This is a genomic window from Hirschia litorea, assembly GCF_042665075.1.
Classification (GTDB): Bacteria; Pseudomonadota; Alphaproteobacteria; order Caulobacterales; family Hyphomonadaceae; genus Hirschia; species Hirschia litorea.
Genome location: NZ_JBHTBR010000002.1, coordinates 1,391,827 through 1,415,859, shown reverse-complemented (window position 1 = coordinate 1,415,859; position 24,033 = coordinate 1,391,827). Strand labels below are relative to the sequence as shown.

Sequence of the window (24,033 nt, the reverse complement as noted above, 5' to 3'; positions counted from 1 at the left end):
TCCAGATGTGAACTCTAGTGGATTTACCGTCTTTTGAGGAACTGGTTTTGCGGACACGATCAAGTTGGAAGAAGCGTTTTGTTGTAGCGACAGGTCTCGTTTTAAGCGCTGGCATGTTATTAATGTCTTCATCATGCGCTGTGCAGCTGGGATTAAAGCGCGCAGATACAGATTTAACAGGTCCGCCTTTTGCTGAGCCCGCTATATTGTCGGCTATGAATGAGCAGGGGCAAATCACCCAAGTGAGCCAATGGCCAGAGCGCCGTGAGTTTTTAAAACAACAATTATCTGAATATGTTTACGGCCCATATCCATCTGGCGTTAAGGCGCATCAAATTGGGCACAAACTCATTGATGAGAATTATGCCAATGGCGCGGGACGTTTAGAAGAATACACCATCCAGATTGGCGAAAACGGTCCGCGTTTTCATGTTGGATTAGTGCTCCCTCAATCTGCTGGGGTTGAGACACCCGCGCCATTGATTGTTGCTCAAAGTTTCTGCCAAAATAGTGCGGCGCTTCATCATGATGGCCTCACGGCACCTGAAGCTGGTGGTGTTTGCGGCGGCGGTGGGATTATGGCGAGCATTATTAAGCTGATCTTTGGTGAATATATTGAAGGTCCGCCGATAGAAGCGGTGCTAAAGCGCGGATATGCGTATGCGACGATTTATTCTTCAGAGATAGCCGCCGACAATGCCGAAACTGCGCATATAGGTATTGAGAAAATTGCATCTCAAACATCGCCTGAGAACGCCCCTGTTGGGGTCATTTCTGCATGGGCGGCAGGGTATGGATGGGCGCTGGATGTGCTTGATCAAGATATGCGTATGGACACAGCTCGCACTGCAGCTTGGGGGCATTCACGACAGGGGAAAGCGGCACTATGGGGCGCTGCGCATGATGACCGTATAGAAGCTATTATTGCACACCAATCTGGAACAGGTGGAGCGACACTTACGAAAAGTCTCAATGGGGAGTCGGTGAAAAAAATTACCGAAGAATATCCGCATTGGTTTAATGATGCTTATGCCAGCTATTCCAAGCGTGAATCTGATATTCCTATTGATCAACACGCGCTGATAGCCCTTGTCGCGCCACGTCCTGTGTTGTTGGGAAATAGTTGGAATGATGTGTGGTCTGATCCCAATGGTGCCTTTCGTGCAGCACAAGGCGCTGATCCAGCTTACAAACTGCTCGGTGTGAAAGGGCTTGCCCAATCGGGGATGAAAGATGCGGATATAACGAAAGGGGAATTGGCCTTTCAGATATCAAAAGGACATCACGGTATCCGTGAATATGATTGGGAGGATTTCCTAACATTTTTGGATGCTTGGTTCTTCCCTAACGAGAGCTAGCGTTTGTAAATAAACTGTCTAAGCTTTACTCAACACAGATATTCAATGCTGGAAATAGGGTGCGCTTTTATGGTTTTCACAATGCTGACGCCGGTTTTGTTGCTGGTTTTATGGACACTCATCATGTTGGTTTGGATGGCCTATCAACGTGTTCCAAAATTATTTGCACAAGCGAGGGCTGGCAATATGCCCTCAAGGCGAACACAAGAATTGACTGGACTGCCACCGCAAACTGTATGGGCTGCCGATAATTACAACCACTTACATGAACAACCGACTTTGTTTTATGCGTTGTGTGTCTATTCGCACCTTGTTGGCGTAGCGGATTCAATCAATATAGGTCTTGCGTTGAGCTATGTTGGGTTGAGAGTGGTTCACTCAGTTATTCAATGCACCAAGAATAACGCGTTAATGCGCTTTCGCGTTTTTGCGTTAGCTAGCGTTGTGTTGTTGGTTATCGCGCTTAGAAATTTGCTGGTTTTATTCATCGGCTAATTGATGTTTTTTTAGCTATGAAATTTTACGAAGCTTTTGTTGTTTCTGGTTGCGTGCAGAGAATTTGTGCATGATGGCAGCTATATGTTGCTTTTCCAACGGGCGAGAGAACAGATAACCTTGGAGATAGGCGCAGCCTTGAGCGCGTAGAGAGTCCCGTTGATGAGCGGTCTCTACGCCTTCTGCAGTGACCGAAAGACCAAGGGATGCGCCTAAGCTCAAAATTGCTTGCACGACTGCTGAAGCATCTTCACGCACGCCAATAGAAGCGACGAAACTTTGGTCAATTTTTAATTTATCGACCTGATGACGACGAAGGTAAGCTAAAGAAGAATAGCCCGTGCCAAAATCATCCAGCGCAATTTTGAAGCCTGCCGCTTTAAGTGTTTTAAGCGTTCGGGTAACGCGTGGAGAGTCTTCAAGAAGGACGGATTCTGTTATTTCCAATTCTATTTGGTCGGGCCGCACATTGTATTCCCGCGCCAAGCTGATGACGCGTTTTGGGTAGGATTCGTCATGAAGTTCTTTGGCGGAAACATTTACCGCCATTGTGATGTTGGGCCATTTTACGGATGTTTGGAATGCCTCGCGCAGCACAAACTCATCTAAGGTCGCGATGAGATTACTTTCTTCCGCGATTGGAATAAAATCGGCGGGTGATACACTACCGCGCTCAGGGTGTGTCCAGCGAATTAAAGCTTCCATACCGCGAATATGGCGACCATCTGCTGAGACTTGTGGTTGGTAAACGACTTTCAGTCCATTCTTGAGCGGTTCTAGCAGGGCTAATCTTAAATCGGTTTCGATTTTGTGCTTAGCTTGTAGTTCCACATCCATATCTTTTTCAAAGAAACAAAACTGATTTCGCCCTTTCGCCTTAGCGCGATAAAGCGCGATATCTGCGCGCCGCATAAGTTCTTCAAGTTCTGTTTTGCCCGCGATATCCTGTGCGATACCAATGGATGCACTGACGAATACTTCGTTGCTATCAATGTTAAAAGCACGAGACATTTGTTCGTTGATGCGCCGTGCGAGCCTTGAGGCGGTAGATGATGTTGTTGCTTCAACTTGAATAACTGCAAATTCATCGCCGCCAATGCGCGCAACTGTATCGCCGGCGCGGCAAGCATCTCTTAGGCGTTGAGCAGCTTGACGGATAAGTTCATCTCCGGCTGGGTGCCCCATTGTGTCATTCACATCTTTGAATTTGTCTAAATCAATGAGGTGAAGTGCGAAATCTTCTCTACCGCGTGAAACATCTGCTTGAGCGGCTTCTATTTGCTGCTTGAGTAATGTGCGGTTGGCTAATCCTGTGAGCGGATCATGTAGGGCGCGGCTTTCAGCATCTTTGTGGTCTCGCGACATATCCTTCATGATTGTGCGTGCTTGGGACCAGAAAAAGAAAGCTGCCATGATGAGGCAGAAAGTAGCTATCGCGAGTGCAGGAATATAATTCCATATGGCAGCATAGCCTGGTAGTTTTCTCTCCCAAGAAAGCCAGCCGAGTGTGTCACCATTTAGGTTATTTAGAGGGCCGACAAAGACAAGTTTTGTAGATTTTGGAAGTTTGGTTCCAACTTCGAGAATGATATCTAAAGGTATGCGCTGCGTATCTTCAAATATGTTTGAAAGAGGTGTGGCGATCCACAAGAAACGGTCTGGTCCCTCATAGGGGAGTTTGCGAACGGATAACTGAAATACATCATCATTTAGAATAAGGCGGTCAGATAAAAAGTTGTCTTCCGGTGTTTCTTTTAGCTTGGATAAAAGCTCAGCTATTTTGGGTTTCGCTTCGACAATATCTAGCGGATAGATGGACCTATACGAACTGCCGCTAAAAAGGATGTTACCATCACCATTGGTGACAAGAATATCAGTCGTGGCAATTCGATCAGCGAAACGTTGCGCTATTTTGGTATTCATAGCCGTTTTAGACATATTACCCGACAGCATGTCTTCTGTGTCTGGAAGCCGAATGATAAATTCGAGCATGTCTTGGGTAATATCGATGTGGTTTTCCAAAAGCCGCGTGAAAACGTGGTTTTGCTGCTTCTTGGCGATTTCATCGGTGTGTTGGCTCACCATGTATAAAACAGCGAACATAAACCCAACGACAGCAGCGAATAGGACAAAGAGAGATTTAAGAGGAAGATCTTCTTCTAGGTTCTTTTTTGAATAAGCTTGAATAGCTTTTTGTATTTTCTTGAAGGAGATCAAAGCAATACCTCAGTGTTTCCGTTTGGCGGAATACTAAGAGAGCTTGGTTAACAAGATGGAATAAAAAAACGCTTTTGTCAGTTATCTATTCGGAAGAATAGCAAAAACATGTACGTTTTTGCTCTCAGCTAGTGACGTGAGCGATCACACGATATAAAGCTTCGCGATTAAGTAATGAAAGAGACGATTTCTATGGCCTCAGTGTCTGCAGAACGCCTAACACAGGTGATTGATAGATTTGAACAAACAGAAGCACGCATGTCTGTGGCAACAGACCCGGCTGAAATTGTCCAGCTATCCAAAGATCATGCAGAGTTGAAGCTTGTTGCGGATATGGCGAAAGAGCTATTGGACGCGCGCAATGCATTGAAAGAAGCTGACTCTATTCTGGAAGATAAATCGTCTGATCCAGACATGAAGGAGCTTGCGCAAGAAGAGCGCGAAGAGCTCAAAGAATTATTGCCAAAACTTGAGCAGTCGCTTCAACTATTATTGCTTCCTAAAGACGAAGATGATGAAGCCAATGCCATGCTAGAGGTGCGTGCTGGTACGGGTGGAGATGAAGCAGCGCTTTTTGCCGGTGATTTGTTTCGTATGTATCAGCGCTATGCGCAAATTCAGGGCTGGAAACTGGATGTTGAAAGCAAGTCTGAAGGAGATGCGGGTGGTTATAAAGAGATAATTGCATCTGTTACGGGCAAGGGCGTGTTTGGGAAAATGAAGTTTGAATCGGGTGTACACCGTGTTCAGCGCGTTCCAAAAACAGAGAGCGGCGGACGTATACACACGTCTGCTGCAAGTGTCGCTGTATTGCCCGCGCCAGAGCAGGTGAATATTGAGATTAAACCTGAGGACATTCGTATTGATACCATGCGTGCTTCGGGTGCTGGTGGACAGCACGTTAACACGACAGACTCTGCAGTGCGTATTATTCACTTGCCGACAAATATAATGGTGACGTCTTCAGAGAAATCTCAACATGCAAACCGCGCACGTGCGATGGAAATGTTGAAGATCCGCCTTTATGAAAAAGAGCGTGCTGAAAAAGATGCTGCAATGGCGGATGCGCGCAAAAGCCAAGTTGGGTCCGGAGACAGATCAGAGAAGATCAGAACTTATAATTTTCCCGAGAACCGTGTATCCGATCATCGAATTAAGCTGACGCTTTATAAACTTGAGCAAATACTCGCGGGTGATGCTGTATCGGAAGTTATTGATGCATTGATATCTGAGGATCAAGCTGCGCGTCTGGCGGCGATGGAAGACAATTAGATCATAACGCAGAAGGAAAAAGCCATGAAAATCATAAGTTTGTGGCGCCATCCTGTGAAAGGCTTTTCCCCTGAAGAGCTGAAGAGTGTAAGCCTTGTAGCAGGTGAGCACTTTCCCAATGATCGTATGTTTGCAATTGAAGATGGACCTTCTGGCTTTGACGCTGATGATCCGCAGCATATTTCGAAAATGAGATTTGTCGTGCTTGCGAGATCTGCGAGAATTGCAAACTACGAAACAATGTATCTGGATGACAGCAAAGCGCTTGAAATTTTCGAGCATGATGAAAACTGCATTTGCTCATTTGATATGGCCACGCAAGAAGGCCTTGATGATCTAGCAGACTGGCTGACCAATCGCTTTGGTGATGAATTTAAAGGGCCGCTGCGTGTTATTCGAGCTCCCCAAAATCATCGTTTTATGGATTATAAATCTGGCTTTGTTTCGTTGATCAATGCAAGCTCCGTAGAGGCGCTTTCGCAAGTATCTGGGGAAGATATTCGCGTACAACGTTTTCGCGGAAATGTGGTATTTGAAGCGCCAGCTTGGGAAGAAGATAACTGGTTGCAAGGGCAAATTTTGCAATTGGGGAATGTGCGGTTAGAAGTGTTAAAGCCAACCGTGCGCTGTAAGGCGACGCATGCTGACCCAAACCCTGATATAGCCTCATATAATATAGAAACTGTTCCGCTATTAATGACGCATTTTAAACGCAATACGATGGGGGTATATGCGCGCATAGTGTCAGGTGGAGAATTGTGTGTTGGTGATAACTTGAGTATTGAATCTATTGATGAATAAAGAGATGCCAACCTATAGCGAGGCGCTGCGGGCTGCCGCTATTGAGTTATCTGCAAAAGATATTGAAGGGCCTTTACGCGATGCGCGCCGCTTAATGGAAGTGGCGGCCGGTATATCTGCGACAGACCTTATTGCTGAGGAAAACAATGCGCTTTCGGCGGCTATTTTAAAGAGATTTGATGAATTCATAGCGCGCAGGTGCAAAGGGGAGCCGGTCTCTCGTATTGCGGGACGGCGAGAGTTTTGGGGGCTTGAGTTTCAAGTTACGCGCGATGTGCTTGATCCTAGAGCTGATACAGAAACACTTGTTGAGCTTGTGCTTGATACATGGTGCCCAGATGCTGTTGATGTGCTTGATATGGGGACGGGGTCTGGTTGTGTGCTGCTATCTATCCTGCATGAGCGCTGCAATGCGCGTGGTGTTGGACTGGACCAGAGTGAATCCGCACTCAATATTGCTGCACTGAATGCCGAAAACTTAGGTCTGCATTCGCGAAGTCAATTTTTGAAATCCAACTGGTTTGATGCTCTTGAAGATGGAGCCGCGTTTGACGTTATCGTGTCAAATCCACCCTATATTCCGTCAGCTGATATTGAGCATTTGGATCGAGACGTCAGAAATTATGATCCGATGGCGGCACTTGATGGGGGGGCGGATGGTTTGGATGATTATCGCGCGATCATAGGTGCAGCACGTTCTTATTTGAGACCCAATGGGCTTATCGCGTTTGAAGTAGGCTTTGATCAGGCAGAAAAAGTGATGGATTTGCTGACAAAAGCTAATTTTATTGACGTAAAGGTGCGTCTTGACCTCTCTGGCGTAAAAAGATGTGTTTACGCTCGCGTATCAAACGTGTAAGACTATATATGCAAACGGGGCTTGGTGAGCGCGGAGACGCACGCTATGCTCTAAATAGTCGGACTGCGAATCGTTTTGATATATCGCATCGACGGCGCAATACCAGAATACGACTAACGCGCAACGGGCCTGTAAACAGGTCAGCTTTAACCAGATTAGGATGGACATATGAAGCGTCAGCGGGGGCGCGGGCGGAAGCCTACCCATTCGAGTAATCGTTCACTCGAAAGTAACGGACCTGAAGTAAAGATCCGGGGTTCTGCCAGCCAAATTTACGAAAAGTACATTCAGTATGCGCGTGATGCGCAAACTGCCGGTGATCGTGTGAAAGCAGAAAATCTTTTTCAGCACGCAGAACACTATTATCGGATAATGCAGGCCAATATGCCTAAAGACCGTCCTGCACAAAACCAGAATAATCGTGATGATGATCAGAACGAAAATACTGGTGAAGAAACATCTTCAGAAGAGGCAAGCGTGTCCGGCGCTATGGTCGATGATCCGATGAAAGTTGTTGATGAAGTTGATGCTTCTAATGATTCTAATGGTGAAGAGACAAAGCCTGCAGTTGAAGAGGAGGCACCGCCTCCAAAGAAAAGAACACGCAGACCACGGCGTAAACCTGCTGAAGCGGCTGAACAGCCACAGGCAGATGCGCAGGCACGTTCTGCATTGGATGCGCTCGCTGAACAGCAAGCAGAGATTGCTGGAAACTAGTTTTACACATTCCATATTTTAAAAAGGCCGCTCATTCATTGTAATGGGCGGCCTTTTTATTGTGCGTGACTTAGCGGTTTAGATAGGAGACGCAAAGCTTATTGCCATCTGGATCTCTAAAATACGCAAATTCACCAAATTGACCGCGTGGCCCTGGCGCGCCTTCGCATACAGCACCTAGCTCAATAGCTTTTGCGTAAGCTGCATGAACCGCCTCTTTGGACGGCGCAGACAAAGCTGTCATTGTGCCATTCCCTGCTGTTGCTATATCTTCATTATAGGGAATGCATATAGCAAAGAGCGGTCTGTTTTCGCCTTGAGAATAGAATTGATAGCGTTCGCTGTTATGGCTACGTGATGCGCCAATCTCTGCTAAAACACTATCATAGAATGTGGACGCTTTAGGCAGATCAGTTATGCCGATCATGTGGTAGTTAATCATGGGAAACCCCTCGGTTAAAGATATATCAAATGATATGCTGACCGAGGGGTTTTGCCTATATTAGCTGCTGGGTTTTTCTACATTTTCAGTTTTAAGCGCTTTTTCTTGTTTGTTTTTGCGCCATACCTTCCGATAAATCCAGCGACCAAACCAAAGCAGACCACCAATCACAGGAAGCCATGGCAGAATATTCGCAATGGTTGTGATGACCGCGCCTAATGCGCTGGCAAAATTGCCGAAGAAATTACCAAATGCGTCAGCAAGAGGTGCCCATACTGAACGTGATGTGACGGTCGATTTAGCGGAATAATTCATGTGTAAATTGGACATTGCCACACGCTGACGCAATGACGCCAACACGCTTGCATTCGCATCTATATCAGATTGTACACGGGAAAGTTCGCGTTCTAATTCAATAAGGTCACCTAAATCACTCGGGCGATCGGTTAGAAGAGCTTGCAGGCGATCGCGCAAAGTGAGCTGTGCTTTTAAGCGGGCATCTGTATCTACAATTTGCGTTGATAAATCTTGAGCGCTTGTGCTGGCGCTGGTGATTTTAGATTTGCTAGCTTTTAAATCATCGGGCAAATCTTTGAAAAACTTGTCTATCCATTCCGGCGTTGCGCGAATGTGTAGATTTGCACTTGCCCATTCTTCGCCAATCCCGTTTTGATTAGAATTTACGACCATACATTTGGAATAGCCGGCTTTTTCACATTGGCTCACATGCGAATTGACGACTTTTTCAACATCGCCGGCTGGGGATTCAATTGAGCGATTGTGCGTGTAGGCCAGCATAGGGCCAGTCGGTGCTGTTGCGCCTTGATCAATAGGTGGCGCAGGAGATGCAGCTTTTCTTTCCAGCATTTCACCAGAAGCGTGAACCATAGCGCGGGGCGCATATGAATCTTCACTCAAATAATCCATGCTTTGCGTTGCGGCGGATTTGTGATCATCACCGCCACCGCAAGCGGACAGAGCCAAAATTGCGGCGGAGAATAAAAGCGTCTTTTTCATGTATGGTCCCCTTTAATACTTACACAGCACCAAGTCTTCGCTGTAAGTTTGCCCGCATTAAGGCGCAATAAAGGTAAGACGTCAAAGCAAGACTTTATGAATGTAGATTATTAGCTCAATCTGTTCTTGTAATCTTCATATCCAAAGCGGCGCACCACTTCAATCTTACCCGTTTCGGGATCGGCAATTGCGATAGATGGAAGGCGGACACCGTTAAATGTTGTGGTTTTCACCATGGTGTAATGGCCCATATCTAGGAAGACGAGTTTTTGGCCAATTTCCAAGGGGGAGTCGAATGAATAATCCCCCACAACATCGCCGGCCAGACAAGATAGCCCGCCTAAACGATATGTATGAGCTTTGGCATTTGGCTCATCGCCGCCAATAATATCAGGACGATATGGCATTTCCAAAACATCGGGCATATGCGCCGTCGCGCTTGTGTCCAGAATAGCAATATCCATTGCATTATGCATAATATCCATCACCTCAGTGACGAGCACACCTGTGCGAATGGCAATGGCTTCACCCGGTTCAAGATATACTTCGACGCCGTATTTTTCTTTCACACGTTTTACGATGCGTACTAGGCGCTCAATATCATATCCGGGGCGGGTAATGTGGTGGCCGCCTCCAAAGTTAAGCCATTTCAAACCGGGAATAAGATCCGCAAAGTCGCGCTCGAAAACGTCTAATGAGCGTTCCAGCGAATCTGAGTCTAGCTCACACAATGTATGAAAGTGCAGGCCCTCAAGTCCCTCTAAACCATCGGCTGGGATTTGGTCGCGTGGGGCACCAAGGCGTGATTTTGGTGCTGCAGGATCGTATAATTCTACCTCAGTTTCGCGGTGTCCATGATTGACGCGCAATCCAAAAGACACTGTGCGTCCGCCATTTGCTTTAACTTCTTCATAAATAGGAAGAAGCCGTTTTGCCTGATTGACTGAGTTGAAAACGATGTGATCGCAAAGGGTAAGAAGTTCGCGAAAATCTGCTTCGGAATAGGCGGGGGCGCATGCGTGGACCTCACCGCCAAATTCTTCCGCACCAAGGCGCGCTTCAGCCGTTGAGGATGATGTAACGCCGGGAAGGTATTTCATAATTGTGGGCGCAAAAGACCACATCGCAAAGCCTTTGAGGGCGAGCAATATTTTAGCGCCCGAGCGCTCTTGCACATCTTTAAGTATGGCAAGATTTTCCTCCAATGCACCCTTATTGACGATGAATACAGGTGTTTCGACGTTGGAGACGTCAAAATCGAATTTCATTGGAGGGTAAAAAGCCATTCAAACGATCCATTATGTGATTGGAGTTGAACTCGTTTTATCCAAGTTTACCAAGTATTCCAAGCTACAATTATCAAGCATTCAAACTGTAGCTTGGCACTTTCAAATGTTAGCACTTTGCCTGATCAGCTGGAAAGGCAGCTAGGCGAATATCACCCACCTCAATTTCCATTTTTCCTGTCGTTTGCAGAATGAGCGGTGAGGTGATTTTGCTGAAATCAAAGTTCTCATCCGCAAAACACTTCAATGGAAGCGGCAAGCTGACCCACTCATTCTTGGGAAGTTTTTTGAAGACAGATTTTAGCTGCACCGCGCTTCTGCATTTCCAATCCCAATTACACTCCATATTGAGTTCGACAACTTTTTGCGGTGGTCTAATCACCCGAACATCAATAACGAGGGCGGCATCGTTTTGTACTGTGCTAAAATCAAGTGGTGTTTGTCGATTAATGAGATTAAGCGTCATGACATTGGCGTCTGGCGATCCCCATTCATTTTTTATGCCTTTGGGGGACCATTTTAAGCGGATGGCATCGCCTTCTATCGTCTTGGTCGCTGAAGTTGCGGTGAGCGAGCTTTTAGTCGTCTGCGCAGGCAGGGTCGTTAAAATCTCTTTTCCATAATTGAGGCTGTATTCCCACGGCCCAACAGATTTCCCATTCATCACATAGTGAATATTGGGATCGAGTGCTGGGGCTTGTGACGTCTCTTCAGCGCTGGCTTGAGGCAAGAATGCCAAACTACAACAGATCGAAATTAGCGCAGCAATGCTGCCATTGTTGAATGTGTTCATTTGTTCCTCCCTTATATTTTTAGAGAAGAATAGTTTAGCTTTTTAAACTTGTCGAGTTTTGTAAACAATCGGCAATGTTTGGGGTGTGAAAAGAAAAGGGCAGCCTTTCGACTGCCCTCTAAAATTACATTTCCATAACGTGCCAAGGGAGGCCGGATGGGCCAAGGCGTTCGAGGAATGGGTCTGGGTCGTTTTGTTCCATGTTCCAAACACCCGGTTCGCGCCATTTGCCGGTTGCGATCATTTCTGCACCGACAACTGCGGGCACGCCTGTTGTGTAAGAGATGGCTTGTGCCCCAACTTCTTTATATGTCTCTTCGTGATCACATATATTGTAGATGAAGCTTGAGCGTGGTTTGCCATCTTTCGTGCCTTTTACAAGACAACCGATTGATGTTTTGCCCTTGTAATTTGGCGCAAGGCTGGCTGGGTCTGGCAAGAGTTTCTGCAAGAACTGAATCGGCACGATTTGTTGACCGTTAAATTCAACAGGGTCAATGCGCATAATGCCGATGTTTTGCATCACTTCGAGATGCTTCAAATAGCTCTCGCCAAATGTCATCCAGAAACGAATGCGTTTTAGACCTTTAATGTTCTGGCAAAGCGATTCCATTTCTTCGTGGTAGAGAAGAAATGCTTTGCGTGTTCCAACGCCGGGGAAATCAAAATCCATTGATTGCTCTAATGGCTCTGTTTCAATCCATTCGCCATTTTCCCAATAGCGACCATTTGCTGTGATTTCGCGTAGGTTGATTTCTGGGTTGAAGTTTGTTGCGAACGGGTGGCCGTGGTCGCCGCCATTACAGTCAAGAATGTCGATTGTGTCGATCGTGTCGAACAAGTGCTTTTGAGCGTGAGCACAAAACATGTTTGTGACGCCGGGGTCAAAACCAGATCCTAGAAGAGCGGTGAGGCCAGCTTCTTTGAAGCGGTCTTGCATTGCCCATTGTTCTTTATATTCAAATTTTGCTGTATCTGGGTGCTCGTAATTGGCTGTGTCGAGATAGTGGACACCAGCCTGCAAGCAGGCCTCCATCAGAGTGAGATCTTGGTAGGGCAAGGCCACATTCACAAGCAGGTCAGGGCCAAAGCTCTTGATGAGCGCAACGGTAGCTGCCACGTCGTCAGCATCAACAGATGCTGTTTGAATCGTAACACCTGTTTTTGCTTTTACGTCCGCTGCAATCACATCGCATTTAGATAGCGTGCGGCTTGCGAGCATGATTTCTGTAAAGACGGGGCTTTGTGCCAGCTTGTGAGCGACAACAGTACCAACGCCGCCAGCACCAATCATGAGAACTTTTGTCATGTGGTTAGACCTTCTGTTCTGGGAGTGTTTTGTGAAATAAAATGACGCGACTATGCGCAGTCTTAGCAGGAAAAGACCCTAAGCCGATAGGGTATCGGCTCAGGATTTTATCTTTTTATGCTTGTCTTTGAGGCAAGAAAATAACGTTGTTTTCGTAACGAAGCGCTTGTTCTTCTTGTGTTTCGTACATTGTTTGGCTGATGCTATCGCGTACACGGTAAGTCTGAGTATCCCCAAAACCGTTAAAACGTGTAGACATAGCAACGCCGTAAGCGCCCATCATGCCAAACTCAATATAGTCGCCTTCTTTAATGTCTGAAGGGAGGTCGAAACTGCCATCAAGCACATCAATAGAGTCGCAAGTTGGTCCGTAAATCGTGAAAGATTTTTGTAAGACGCTTGTTTTGCCTGATGCGCGGTGCACTTCCATAGGGAAGGGCCATTTGCAGTGGGCGGCGTCAAACAAGTTTCCGTAGGCACCGTCATTTAGGTAGACTTTGCCGTCTTGCACGAGTTCAACTTTGGCAACAATAGATGTTGAGTCCGCAACCAATGCGCGACCTGGTTCACACCATAGATCGGCGTTGAAAAGAACTGGCATTTCTTCAAAAACTTCAGAAATTACATCAACATAAGACTGTAGCTCTGGAGGTTGCATGCCTGGGTATAGGGCAGGGAAACCACCACCAACATCCACAATATCAACCGTTACAGCAGCTTGCATAATCGTGTTTGAAACAGCGTCCATCGCCACACGGTATGCGCGTGGGTCCATGCATTGTGAACCAACGTGAAAGCTTACACCAAGCTCGTCTGCGTGTGCACGACCAGCTTGAAGCAAGGCAACAGCTTTCTCACCTGAGCATCCAAATTTGCCCGAAAGCGGCATTGTTGCGCCGTCATTAGATACGGCCATGCGGACGATCAATGTGAGGTCTTTTGCATAGTCTGTTGCTTCCAGAATTTTTTGTAATTCTGCTTCACAATCCATGGAGAAGATTTTTACACCATAGTCAAAGTATGCACGCTCAATTGCGTGACGGCTTTTGATCGGGTGCATGAATGCCAATACAGCGTCATCAAAACGGTCTGCAACAAGTTTGACTTCTTCAAGAGAAGCAACATCAAACCAACGCATGCCAGAACTGTACATTGCATCAAGCGCCCATACAGAAGGGTTTGCTTTTACAGCGTAAAGCACATCGCCGGGAAAGTTGTTCTGGAACCAGGACGCAGCTGTTGCCACACGCTCCGGTCGCACACAGGCAACTGGAGTCTCGGGGCATAATACGCGGACTAGGTCCAGAGGTGTTTGGAATGTGATCATTACACAATCCCCTCTGATTAAATTTTAAACCCAATCCGGCGTTAGTACGGGCTTTCGTCTCGTTAAGTCTGCCCCTCAACCCGCACACGTCATCCAAACCCCGATTAGGGAAGTTCAGACGCCACGTGGAATCAGGGCGGCAGAGCCTCGAGCCGATGTCCGCCGGAAACACGCAGATAAAGTGAAAAGACTCGAATGTAAATAAAAAAATGCTGCAAAACACAAAAAAAATCTGCAGAATATGTATTTGATACGTATATACGGTGAATGTACGATATGCAGGAATTTACAGCATACAGAATAAATCCACCTTCTCTAGTAAGGTGGATTTATGTTGAAAGTTCGAACTGTAAGCTATTGTATTAGCTGGATTCAGGCACTTTCTTGCGGCGTCGTAAGCTTTTGAAGCGTTTCCAGAAACGTTTTCTTTCTGGAACGGGAAGTGGCTCTAAGTTGTCGATGAATTGCTCGGCACATGCTTTCCATGAGAATGCTTGTGCATGTTTGTGTGCAACATCGCGGTCTAAATCGAGGCATTCAATACATGCTTTAGCTAAATCATCATTGATTGCGCCTGCATTAGTGCCGGGGATTAGGTCTTTAGGCCCGGGGACGTTAAAGCCTGCTACTGGTGTACCTGCCGCCATTGCTTCTAAAATAACTAGGCCAAATGTATCTGTTAGGCTGGGAAAACAGAAAACGTCTGCATTGGCAAAATAACTTCCAAGTTCATCGCCAAACTTAGACCCTGGAAATACAGCGTCAGGGTATTTTTTCATTAATTCTTCACGTGCAGGCCCATCACCGACAACTACTTTTGTGCCGGGTAAATCAAGTTCGAGGAAGGCTTCTATATTCTTCTCAACAGCAACGCGGCCAACATTTAAAAAGATCGGCCCTTCTAAGTCCTTATATGGTCCGCGATCTTCTTGGCGCTTATCTGGATGGAAAAGGTCGGTATCCACGCCACGTGACCATGCGGCGATATTGTTGAATCCACGTGCCGTTAATTCCTCCATCATAGAGACTGTTGCGACCATAACGCGACCTGAATAGCGATGGAATTGGCGCACATATTTATAGCCGGCCCAAAGTGGGATTGGCAGGCGAGCATTCACATATTCTGGGAAGCGGGTGTGGTAGGATGAAGTGAACGGCATTTTATGCTTGAGACAAATACCGCGTGCAGCCCAACCTAAAGGCCCCTCTGTGGCTATATGCACAGCGTCTGGTTCGAAGTCCAAGAAGCGCTCTTCTATCTGCTTGCGTGCACCGAATGCTAACTTGATTTCAGGGTAGGTTGGCAGGGGCATTGTGCGAAAGCCATCGTTTGGAGATACGATATCCCATTCATGGCCCAAGGCTTCACATTCGGCAGAAACGCGTTTCATCGTTCGAACGACGCCGTTTACTTGTGGTTCCCAAGCGTCGGTCACTAACATTATGCGCATAGGAAAATCCTTATAACTTCGTCTGCCTTGTTCAGCTTCACTGCATACTTGGTATGATGTCAATTTGTCCACGTTTTAGTGAAATTTCATAGAAGGTTCGCAATTAGAGTATTTGCAGCGGATGTCATAGAGTTGACACAAGCAATGCTGAAACATGTATTTCAATCGTTTCTCATAGGGGGATATATAATGTTCGATGTCGAAAAAATTCTAAAGCAACTTCAGGATAAAGCATCACAAATAGCTGAAAACGTTGATGTTGATCAAAGTGTTCAAAGCGCGAAAGATATGGCGAAGAAGGTTCAAACTAAAATTGAAACCGACGAAACGGCACGTAATGCCGCTATTGGTGGCGGTGCACTGCTGGCCTTGTTGATGGCGTCACGCGGTGGGCGGAAGCTAGTGGGCAATGTTGCTAAAACGGGTGCGGTGGCTGCAATGGGAGCTGTTGCGTGGAATGCATGGCAAAACCGTGACCAAGCTGATTCTGCGCCACAAGACGTATCACCTCAATCATATGGTTTTGCAGGTGATGATGGGAGTGATCCAGCTTTCTCAATCGCTATTGTCGAATCTATGGCTGCGGCGGCGCATGCAGATGGTCAGTTAGATAGTGATGAAGAGGATGCTATTAAATCGGCATTGAATGATGGTGGTCTTAATAATTCTGTATTGGACGAAACTGTTAGCCGAAGTGACGTGTTGGAACGCATTTCTAAAGCGGCGATTACACCTAATCATGCAGTTCAGCTTTTTGCCGCTGCTTGTGTAGGGGCGTGTGATATTTCTGAGAAAGAGAGCGATTTCTTAAAAGAGCTTGCTGATAAATTAGAGATAGACCCGCGTGTTGCTCTTCGCGTTCGTCGCGAGCTGAATGTATAAGTTTTCTGATTCTCATAACCCATAAATATTTGAGCGGGCAGGTACTATATATAGTGTCTGCCCGTTCTTCTTCTGGGGGAATTTTTGCAAAATAGCGGGGGCGGGCTGTGGATAAGGTGTGGAAAACCTGTGGATGCCTTTGGGATGCTAGGTTGATAAAAAAAATTGCATTATTTTTACGCAGTTCGTGCGGCAGTGTTCGATTTTCCGAGAAACCGCCTAGTTACAGGCTATTGGGTGGTTATGGTTAATGAAGAATTGGTTCGTACTCAAACTTATTCACTGAAAATTTGGCTCATGGCGTAAGAAAGTGTTGACGTCTCATTAACCCTTGAGCCACTATATATTGGGTCAGCTGGTGTGTTAGCCACCATATGTTTGGTTGGTTGATGTTGTTCTGATATTCCGAAATTACCGTGGAGCCTGGGTTACATGTCTGTTGAAAACGCTGCGATTTCAAATAAAGAAGACCAAAAAGCTGGTAGAGGTAAGCCTCAAAAAACAGCTGAATTGCGCGTTGTGCGACAAGTTCAGATTGATGAGAGCCGTGATGCGCTTTTAACTGAATTTGGTAAGAAAACGCTGACAGACCGCTATGTCTTGCCGGGTGAAAGTTATCAAGAAATGTTCGCGCGCGTTGCTGAAGCCTATGCTGATGACACCGACCATGCGCAACGTATCTATGACTACATGTCGCGTCTATGGTTCATGCCTGCGACACCTGTTCTCTCAAATGGTGGCGCTAGCCGTGGCTTGCCTATTTCGTGTTTCCTAAATGATGTGAACGATTCACTCGATGGTATCGTCGAGACTTGGAATGAGAACGTCTGGCTTGCATCTAACGGTGGCGGCATTGGTACTTATTGGGGGAATGTGCGTTCTATTGGTGAGACGATTGGTAATGCGGGTAAAACATCTGGTATTATCCCGTTTATTCGTGTGATGGACTCGCTGACGCTTGCAATCTCTCAAGGGTCTTTGCGCCGTGGTTCTGCTGCGTGTTATCTAGATGTGCACCACCCAGAAATCGAAGAATTCCTAGAGATTCGTAAGCCTTCAGGGGACTTTAACCGTAAGTCTTTGAACCTGCACCATGGCTTGAATATTTCCGATGCCTTCATGGAAGCCGTGAAAGATGATGCTGAATTTGGCTTGATCAGCCCTAAAACAGGGGAAGAGGTCAAGAAAATCAACGCACGTAAATTGTGGCAGAAAATTTTGGAAGTCCGTATTCAAACGGGTGAACCATATTTGATTTTCTCAGATACAGTGAACAACGCGATGCCTGCGCACCAACGTCAGTTGGGTATGAAAGTGAAGCAGTCAAACTTGTGTTCAGAAATTATGCTTCACACAGGGCTAGACCATTTAGGAAATGACCGTACAGCAGTATGTTGTTTGTCATCATTGAACGCCGAGAAATTCCTTGAGTGGAAGGGTGATGAAAACATGATTGAGGATGTGTTCCGCTTCCTTGATAATGTTCTTCAGGACTTTATTGATCGTGCGCCGCCGGAAATGGCACGTGCTGTATATTCAGCTACGCGTGAGCGTTCTGTCGGGCTTGGTTTGATGGGGATGCACTCATTCTTGCAATCATTGAATGTGCCGATGGAATCTGCGACAGCAAAAAGCTGGAACAATATGATCTTTAAGCATATTCGTCGTGGTGCGGATGCTGCTTCTGTTAAGCTCGCAAAAGAGCGCGGGCCGTGTCCTGATGCGGAAGAATGTGGTGTTATGGCGCGCTTTACGCATAAAATGGCCGTTGCGCCAACTGCGTCAATTTCCATTATTTGTGGTGGTACATCTGCAGGTATCGAGCCAATTCCAGCAAATGTTTACACACACAAAACATTGTCAGGTTCGTTTACTGTTAAAAATCCGCACTTGGAAAAATTGCTTGAGAGTAAGGGTAAAAACACACCTGGAATTTGGTCTAACATTCTTGAAGCAGAAGGTTCTGTGCAGGGGTTGGATTTCCTCGATGAGCACGAAAAAGCGACCTTTAGAACGGCATTTGAAATTGATCAGCGTTGGTTGATCGAGCTAGCTGCAGATCGCACACCTTATATATGTCAGGCGCAGTCACTTAATTTGTTCTTGCCGTCAGATATTCAAAAATGGGATCTTCACATGCTGCACTGGAGTGCATGGGAAAAGGGACTTAAATCTCTTTACTACTGTCGTTCCAAATCAGTACAGCGTGCAGCCTTTGCAGGAGCAGAGGATAAAAAAGAAACTGTAGGAGGCGGAATGACGACGCCTCAAACTGATTATGATGAATGCCTCGCCTGCCAGTAGGAAATCCGAGGTAAGAATCAAGCTTTGTTAATGAAAAACGCGCAACTTTTTTAAGTTTGGCGCGTTTTTTGTATGTCGAAGTTAAAAACAACATCTAAGAAAATTTTATAATCGTCTGATTTTTATGTAAAATCTGAAAAAGGAAGACATTAAATTAATTAAAGCGATGGAATTTTTTTTCCGAATGTTGTTATACTATCAGTAATAGTGGGTGTGATATTCTTACCATAGTGGTAGTTTGTCACAGGGAACAAATAGGATGTTAGCAATGGTGGTAAGTTTGTTTGCCGCGTTTTCTTGTGTAGGCTGTTCTGCGTCAGGTGTGGCAGCGGAGGTTGTATCTCCTTCTGTGCAATCTGGCCCTGTGCAATACATTGCTCCATCTTCTCCATTGAAAATTGTAAACCAGCAATTAACGCGGGAATTGAAGGAAAATACCCAGCGTAGTTTTGCTCCATCTAATTGGGCTGTTGGTGATGGTTTGCTTCGTTATAAATCTTCGCTGGATCTATCGCCGGAAAGCTTGAAAAAAGCCTCTCGAGAAACCTATGAAGGTGAGTGGGAGTTTAATGCACCACTTGATAAAGCTGGTTTTGACTTGGATCTATCAGTGACGCCGCACGCACGTATTGAGAAAGTGGCTGGGCATGAATCTCGCAGCGCGGGTGCAGAGGTGCGTCTTGGTCAAATAGCTGATCGCGTTGATCAGCGTGGTGAAAAAGTTAAAGTAGATAGCTGGTATATGTTCGTTGGAACTGACAATGAGGCATTATGCTGGGATGTCGGTGATAAAGGCGCGAAATTTGACGGGGTGGCGCTTCGTGATCAGGTCACTGTAGGTGATTGGCAGGCGGGTGTCGCATTTCATAAAGCTGGCGGTGAATTATCTATCGGGGTTATGCGTCGTGAGACGAGGTTCGAGCAGTTTAAGACAGTGAATGATATTGCTGCTGTCTCTTTTACGATGCGTCGATAGTCAAAAGTCTTTTATGTTTTACCTAAATTAATGAAGTCTAGAAGTGCATTTTGGGTGCGCTATATTGGGCCTGTGCGTTTAGCTTGAGGGCTAAAATGCGAGTTGTGTCTTCTTTGATAAATACTCCACAGAAAATTTAAAATATTGAGTACGACATCTATTCAATTCGTGCCCTTAACTTTGGTATGCTTTGCGAGTGGTCTGACTTTATAGAAGCTATTGAAGTTATAATAAAAATCTTCTGTTTGATTCTGTCTTCCATTAGTTTAAGGTTAATGAATGGTTTAAACCCTGAGAGGGTGAAGCTGTTATTTTGTGACGAAGAGCACAAAATGTTGCTTTCATTGGTAGAGAAACTACTACATATTGTGTCTGCAACGAGTCGAGTTCCATGCAAGTTTAGAAGCGCCGCACATTTAAGCAGGTTATAAATATGTCCAAGTTAATCATCCCAGAAAAGCCCGGTCTTTTGACGCCGTCATTGTCCTATAAGCCGTTTCGTTATCCGTGGGCGTATGATTTTTGGAAGATCCAGCAGCAAGTGCATTGGGTACCTGAAGAGGTGCCGTTGGGTGAGGATTGTAAAGATTGGGCTGGCAAGCTGAACGATAAAGAGCGCAATTTGCTAACGCAGATTTTCCGCTTCTTTACGCAATCCGACGTGGAAGTTGGTGCCAACTACATGGAAAACTATATGCCGCTGTTTAAGCCGGTAGAAGTTCGGATGATGTTGGCTGCTTTTTCCAACATGGAGACAGTTCATATTGCGGCTTATGCTTTGTTGCTTGAGACAATTGGTATGCCTGATTCTGAGTTTTCCGCGTTTATGGAATACGAAGAAATGGCTGCTAAGCACGATTATCTCGGTAAATTTGGTGTGGATACGGAGGCGGATATCCTTACATCAATGGCTGTCTTTGGTGGGTTCACTGAAGGTCTGCAATTGTTTGCGTCATTTGCGATGCTTATGAACTTCCCGCGTTTTAACAAAATGAAGGGAATGGGACAAATCGTATCTTGGTCTGTGCGGGATGAAAGTCTGCACTGTGAAGGCATGATGACGATGTTCCACACTTATGCAGAGGAAACGGGTGCGCTCACTAAAACAGTTAAAGATGACATTGCAGATTGCTGTCAGACTGTTGTGAAACTGGAAGATAAATTCATCGACCTCGCGTTTGAAGCTGGTGAAGTTGAGGGCATGGAGCCTGCTGATATTAAAAACTACATTCGCTACATCGCTGACTGGCGGATGAAACAGCTAAAACTTCCAACGATTTACGGCGTTGAAGAGCACCCAATTCCTTGGTTGACTGAAATTCTAAACGGTGTTGAGCACGCAAACTTCTTTGAAGCGCGCGCAACGGAATATTCCAAAGGGGCGACTGCTGGAGAATGGCATGGCGATGCGGGTGTGTGGTCTAAATTTGATCAAACTCTAGCATCTAAACCTGCCAATGAGTCCGTTTAGGCGCGTTTGTTTACATTCACGTCACGCGTGAAATTTAAGATAAGATGCTGCACCTTTAAAGAAGTCGATTGAATTGAAGGTGCAGGGCGGCTAAAGCCTAACAGAGCTATATTGTATTGTCTTCGTTAGGAAAAATATCAAATGGCGCGTGCTAAGTATGGACGCATAAGCAAGCATGATTGGCTGATAGGCTGTGGGATAACCTTGCTTGCGCTTGGTGTTGTTTTCTGGCGGCTGGGGTTTCCTGATGCGCTGGTGTTTGATGAAACACATTATGTGCCTGCGGGACGAGACTTTTTCTCCGGTGAAGCGTGGAGCAATAATTCACACCCGCCATTTGCTAAATGGGTCATTGGTCTAAGTAGTTATATTTTAGGGGATTTTTCCTTTGGGTGGAGATTTCCTGGAGCAGTTTTAGGCGCTTCATGTGTCACCGTCGTATTCGCTGTAATGCGTCTTTTCGGGTTTAAGCCCATTATCGCTGTCTTTGCAGCCTTGCTAACAATTCTCAATCAAACGCTGCTTGTGCAGGCGCAGACGGCCATGTTGGATGTGTATGCTCTAGGCCTATTCATGCTCTGCTTACTGGCTGCTATATGGTCTGGTAAGCGTGTGCGCACCCGCAGGGGGGCGAGTGTTGGCTTGCTGGTATCGGGGATCTTGCTGGGTTTAGCGGCTGCGTCGAAATGGTCGGCTGGAATTCACATGTTTTTGGTTTGGGGCGGCATTTTAATATGGCGTTTTACCGAAAGCAGTCCAAAGGGATTTTTATTGCCGCGTCTTTTCTCCAGAGGGTTTGCGGGGTGGAATCATTTTTCACTCTTCGGAACAGCGTTACGCCAAGGCATACCTGCGCTCATTGTATATGTGCTTACCTTTGCGCCTTTTGTATTCATGGAAGGTGATTGGTCTCTTATAACCTTGCATCAAAATATGTTTGCCGATGTCGCTGGATATTTGAAACCACACCCTTATGCGAGCGATTGGTGGGAATGGCCACTTATGCTGGAGCCGATTTGGTATTATTTTGAAAAGGGTGAAGATGGGTTCACTCATGCTATATTTTTAATAGGTAATCCCGCAATTTATTGGGCTGGTTTGCCGCCAATATTGGCGTGTCTTGGGTATGGAATAACCCGTAAAGACGGCGCATTACTGGCGATTTCAGGCGCTTTTATGGGGTTCTGGCTTGTATATGCGCTGTTGCCGCGCAACCTAATGTTTTCCTACTACTATGAACCTGCTGCTATTATGCTGGGCATGGGGATTGCTGCTTTTGTTTCGCGGTTTGTGCGACGAGAAATGCAATTAGTGGTAATGTGTGTGTGGGGCGGTGTGGCGCTTGGCTTTTTCGCATTCTTCTATCCAGTGCTTACGGCAATGCCATTTGAAGGGAATGAGTGGCTGCGTTGGAGGTGGTTTTCTATTTGGTCATAAGCTCACCATTGAGGCGTTTTTTCAGAGTTAAAATGCTTTTATGTTGAATAAAATAATCGAGCTTTGATTAGTGGAAAATGTCTATTAGCGTTAGAAATAACAAGAAGTAAGAATTGGGAGTTTTCAATTATGACGCCAGTTGAAGTCGTCGATCGTATTAGTGAATTGTATGATGCTTCAGTTGCGTCTCTTCAAAGTGCTCTGCAAGAGTTTATATCTAAAGGTGTGCGTCCCGATCCTGAATGGCGGAATGATCGGCGCTTCGCCTATCCTTATTTGAAAGTTATTTATCAACCAGATGGCCCGCCACCTGTGGTATCGCGTTCGTTCGCAAAATTGTCTGAGCCCGGCATTTATACGACGACAATTACGCAGCCTAAGTTTTTTAGATCGTACCTGATTTCGCAATTGTCGCTGATCGCAAAAGATCATGATGTGACATTTGAGTGTGGACGCTCCAATGAAGATATCCCTTACCCATATGTGCTAGATGGGGCTGAAGGCGTGGATGCTGAAGTGCTTTCACCCGCTGAATTTGCTGCACATTTTCCAACTCCCATGCTCTCTCACATCGGCGATGAGATTGCTGATGGTACGCCGTGGATTGAGGGGGAGGACAAGCCGCTTGCCTTATTCGATGCGGGGCGGGTTGATTTCTCACTGAAACGTTTGGCGCATTATACAGGCACACCGATTGAGAGTTTTCAGCGCTATATTTTGTTCACAAACTATCATCGCTATGTAGATGCGTTTGTGGAGTGGGCAGGCGAAGAGATTAAAAATCCGGGAACACCTTACAATAAGCTTATTGGGCCGGGCGGTGTTGTTGTCGATAAGGATACAGAAAATCCTGTTAAATTGGTGTCGGATGGGGCGTGGCGACGGTTTCAAATGCCTGCCTATCACATTTTGGGGCCTGACAATGCATCAGGAATAACGCTGGTCAATATTGGTGTTGGGCCATCTAATGCAAAGACGATTACGGACCATCTTGCTGTGTTGCGACCAGAGTGTTGGATTATGGTGGGCCATTGCGGTGGTTTGCGCCAGTCACAGCGCATAGGGGATTATGTTCTGGGGCACGCATATCTGCGCGATGATCACGTGCTCGATCATGTTTTGCCTGCGGATATTCCGGTGCCGCCAATTGCAGAGATACAGCTTGCATTGTCTGAATCTGCTGAGAATGTAACGGGGGATACACCGGAAGCTCTGAAAAAACGTTTGCGCACAGGAACCGTGTTCACAACGGATGACCGGAACTGGGAATTGCGATATTCTGAGAGTGCAAAACGTATCAATCAATCGCGTGCGATTGCCGTGGATATGGAAAGTGCCACGATTGCAGCCAATGGATATCGGATGCGCGTGCCATATGGCACATTATTATGTGTGTCGGATAAACCTATGCATGGCGAATTAAAGCTGCCAGGTGCTGCGAACCGCTTTTACGAGCGCGCAATTGGCGAGCATATTCGCATAGGGATTGATACGCTGGAGAGATTGGCGAGCGGAGATGCAAAATTGCATTCGCGCAAATTGCGCGCGTTTGATGAGCCGCCCTTTAGATAAAGAAATAGCCCAGCCAAGGCATGATCTTGAGCTGGGCTATATTCACT

General features: G+C 46.1%; 20 protein-coding genes. 12 read left to right on the top strand and 8 right to left on the bottom strand.

From position 1 onward, the window contains the following. The first annotated feature begins 47 nt into the window (after window positions 1-47). Window positions 48-1,358 (top strand): glucuronyl esterase domain-containing protein, encoded by a 1,311-nt coding sequence (locus ACFQS8_RS06645; RefSeq protein ID WP_382166482.1) that lies wholly within the window; start codon window positions 48-50, stop codon window positions 1,356-1,358. A 69-nt stretch (window positions 1,359-1,427) separates the two neighbouring features. Next, complete coding sequence (locus tag ACFQS8_RS06640) at window positions 1,428-1,853, top strand: MAPEG family protein (protein WP_382166481.1); 426 nt, start codon at window positions 1,428-1,430, stop codon at window positions 1,851-1,853. A gap of 15 nt (window positions 1,854-1,868) precedes the next feature. On the opposite strand, the gene ACFQS8_RS06635 is transcribed toward ACFQS8_RS06640, so the two are convergent. Then, window positions 1,869-4,070: a putative bifunctional diguanylate cyclase/phosphodiesterase gene (locus ACFQS8_RS06635; RefSeq protein WP_382166480.1), complete on the bottom strand. Its 2,202-nt coding sequence runs from the start codon at window positions 4,068-4,070 to the stop codon at window positions 1,869-1,871. Window positions 4,071-4,262: 192 nt separating this feature from the next. Between ACFQS8_RS06635 and prfA the strand changes: the two genes are divergently transcribed. The 4 genes from prfA to ACFQS8_RS06615 all read left to right on the top strand — a co-directional run bounded on the left by prfA (window position 4,263) and on the right by ACFQS8_RS06615 (window position 7,719). Then, window positions 4,263-5,342, top strand: coding sequence for a peptide chain release factor 1 (gene prfA / locus ACFQS8_RS06630; RefSeq protein WP_382166479.1), 1,080 nt, complete (start codon window positions 4,263-4,265; stop codon window positions 5,340-5,342). A 24-nt stretch (window positions 5,343-5,366) separates the two neighbouring features. After that, window positions 5,367-6,143: an MOSC domain-containing protein gene (locus ACFQS8_RS06625; RefSeq protein ID WP_382166478.1), complete on the top strand. Its 777-nt coding sequence runs from the start codon at window positions 5,367-5,369 to the stop codon at window positions 6,141-6,143. Then, the gene (gene prmC, locus ACFQS8_RS06620) at window positions 6,136-7,002 is read left to right on the top strand and encodes a peptide chain release factor N(5)-glutamine methyltransferase (RefSeq protein ID WP_382166477.1); all 867 of its coding nucleotides are present in this window, start codon (window positions 6,136-6,138) and stop codon (window positions 7,000-7,002) included. The genes ACFQS8_RS06625 and prmC overlap by 8 nt, the downstream gene beginning before the upstream one ends. Before the next feature lie 168 nt (window positions 7,003-7,170). Then, window positions 7,171-7,719, top strand: coding sequence for a DUF4167 domain-containing protein (locus ACFQS8_RS06615; protein WP_382166476.1), 549 nt, complete (start codon window positions 7,171-7,173; stop codon window positions 7,717-7,719). Window positions 7,720-7,789: 70 nt separating this feature from the next. Here the strand turns inward: ACFQS8_RS06615 and ACFQS8_RS06610 are convergent, their stop codons facing one another. The 7 genes from ACFQS8_RS06610 to ACFQS8_RS06580 all read right to left on the bottom strand — a co-directional run bounded on the left by ACFQS8_RS06610 (window position 7,790) and on the right by ACFQS8_RS06580 (window position 15,344). After that, window positions 7,790-8,161: a VOC family protein gene (locus ACFQS8_RS06610; RefSeq protein ID WP_382166475.1), complete on the bottom strand. Its 372-nt coding sequence runs from the start codon at window positions 8,159-8,161 to the stop codon at window positions 7,790-7,792. Window positions 8,162-8,221: 60 nt separating this feature from the next. Beyond that, entirely contained in the window at window positions 8,222-9,178 is a 957-nt protein-coding gene (locus tag ACFQS8_RS06605) for a DUF4349 domain-containing protein (protein WP_382166473.1), read from the bottom strand. Window positions 9,179-9,288: 110 nt separating this feature from the next. After that, window positions 9,289-10,464 carry a carboxynorspermidine decarboxylase gene (nspC, locus tag ACFQS8_RS06600; protein WP_382166472.1) on the bottom strand — a complete coding sequence of 392 codons (1,176 nt, stop codon included), beginning with the start codon at window positions 10,462-10,464 and terminating at the stop codon, window positions 9,289-9,291. Window positions 10,465-10,573: 109 nt separating this feature from the next. Further along, a complete protein-coding gene (locus tag ACFQS8_RS06595; protein WP_382166471.1) occupies window positions 10,574-11,257 on the bottom strand; it encodes a putative glycoside hydrolase in 684 nt (227 codons plus the stop codon). Window positions 11,258-11,381: 124 nt separating this feature from the next. After that, window positions 11,382-12,566: a saccharopine dehydrogenase family protein gene (locus ACFQS8_RS06590; protein WP_382166470.1), complete on the bottom strand. Its 1,185-nt coding sequence runs from the start codon at window positions 12,564-12,566 to the stop codon at window positions 11,382-11,384. 115 nt (window positions 12,567-12,681) lie between these two features. Further along, window positions 12,682-13,893, bottom strand: a complete 1,212-nt coding sequence (locus tag ACFQS8_RS06585) for a type III PLP-dependent enzyme (RefSeq protein WP_382166469.1) — start codon at window positions 13,891-13,893, stop codon at window positions 12,682-12,684. Window positions 13,894-14,255: 362 nt separating this feature from the next. Then, the gene (locus ACFQS8_RS06580; RefSeq protein ID WP_382166468.1) at window positions 14,256-15,344 is read right to left on the bottom strand and encodes a glycosyltransferase family 4 protein; all 1,089 of its coding nucleotides are present in this window, start codon (window positions 15,342-15,344) and stop codon (window positions 14,256-14,258) included. Between the two features lie 189 nt (window positions 15,345-15,533). Between ACFQS8_RS06580 and ACFQS8_RS06575 the strand changes: the two genes are divergently transcribed. The 6 genes from ACFQS8_RS06575 to ACFQS8_RS06550 all read left to right on the top strand — a co-directional run bounded on the left by ACFQS8_RS06575 (window position 15,534) and on the right by ACFQS8_RS06550 (window position 23,986). After that, window positions 15,534-16,226 (top strand): DUF533 domain-containing protein, encoded by a 693-nt coding sequence (locus ACFQS8_RS06575; RefSeq protein ID WP_382166467.1) that lies wholly within the window; start codon window positions 15,534-15,536, stop codon window positions 16,224-16,226. A 432-nt stretch (window positions 16,227-16,658) separates the two neighbouring features. Next, entirely contained in the window at window positions 16,659-18,530 is a 1,872-nt protein-coding gene (locus ACFQS8_RS06570; RefSeq protein ID WP_382166466.1) for a ribonucleoside-diphosphate reductase subunit alpha, read from the top strand. Window positions 18,531-18,798: 268 nt separating this feature from the next. Next, complete coding sequence (locus ACFQS8_RS06565; RefSeq protein ID WP_382166465.1) at window positions 18,799-19,506, top strand: lipid A-modifier LpxR family protein; 708 nt, start codon at window positions 18,799-18,801, stop codon at window positions 19,504-19,506. Between the two features lie 433 nt (window positions 19,507-19,939). Then, entirely contained in the window at window positions 19,940-20,977 is a 1,038-nt protein-coding gene (locus tag ACFQS8_RS06560; protein ID WP_382166464.1) for a ribonucleotide-diphosphate reductase subunit beta, read from the top strand. Between the two features lie 141 nt (window positions 20,978-21,118). After that, on the top strand, window positions 21,119-22,414 hold the full coding sequence (locus ACFQS8_RS06555) for a phospholipid carrier-dependent glycosyltransferase (protein WP_382166463.1): 1,296 nt from the start codon (window positions 21,119-21,121) through the stop codon (window positions 22,412-22,414). 129 nt (window positions 22,415-22,543) lie between these two features. Beyond that, window positions 22,544-23,986, top strand: coding sequence for an AMP nucleosidase (locus ACFQS8_RS06550; RefSeq protein ID WP_382166462.1), 1,443 nt, complete (start codon window positions 22,544-22,546; stop codon window positions 23,984-23,986). The last annotated feature ends 47 nt before the right edge of the window (window positions 23,987-24,033 follow it).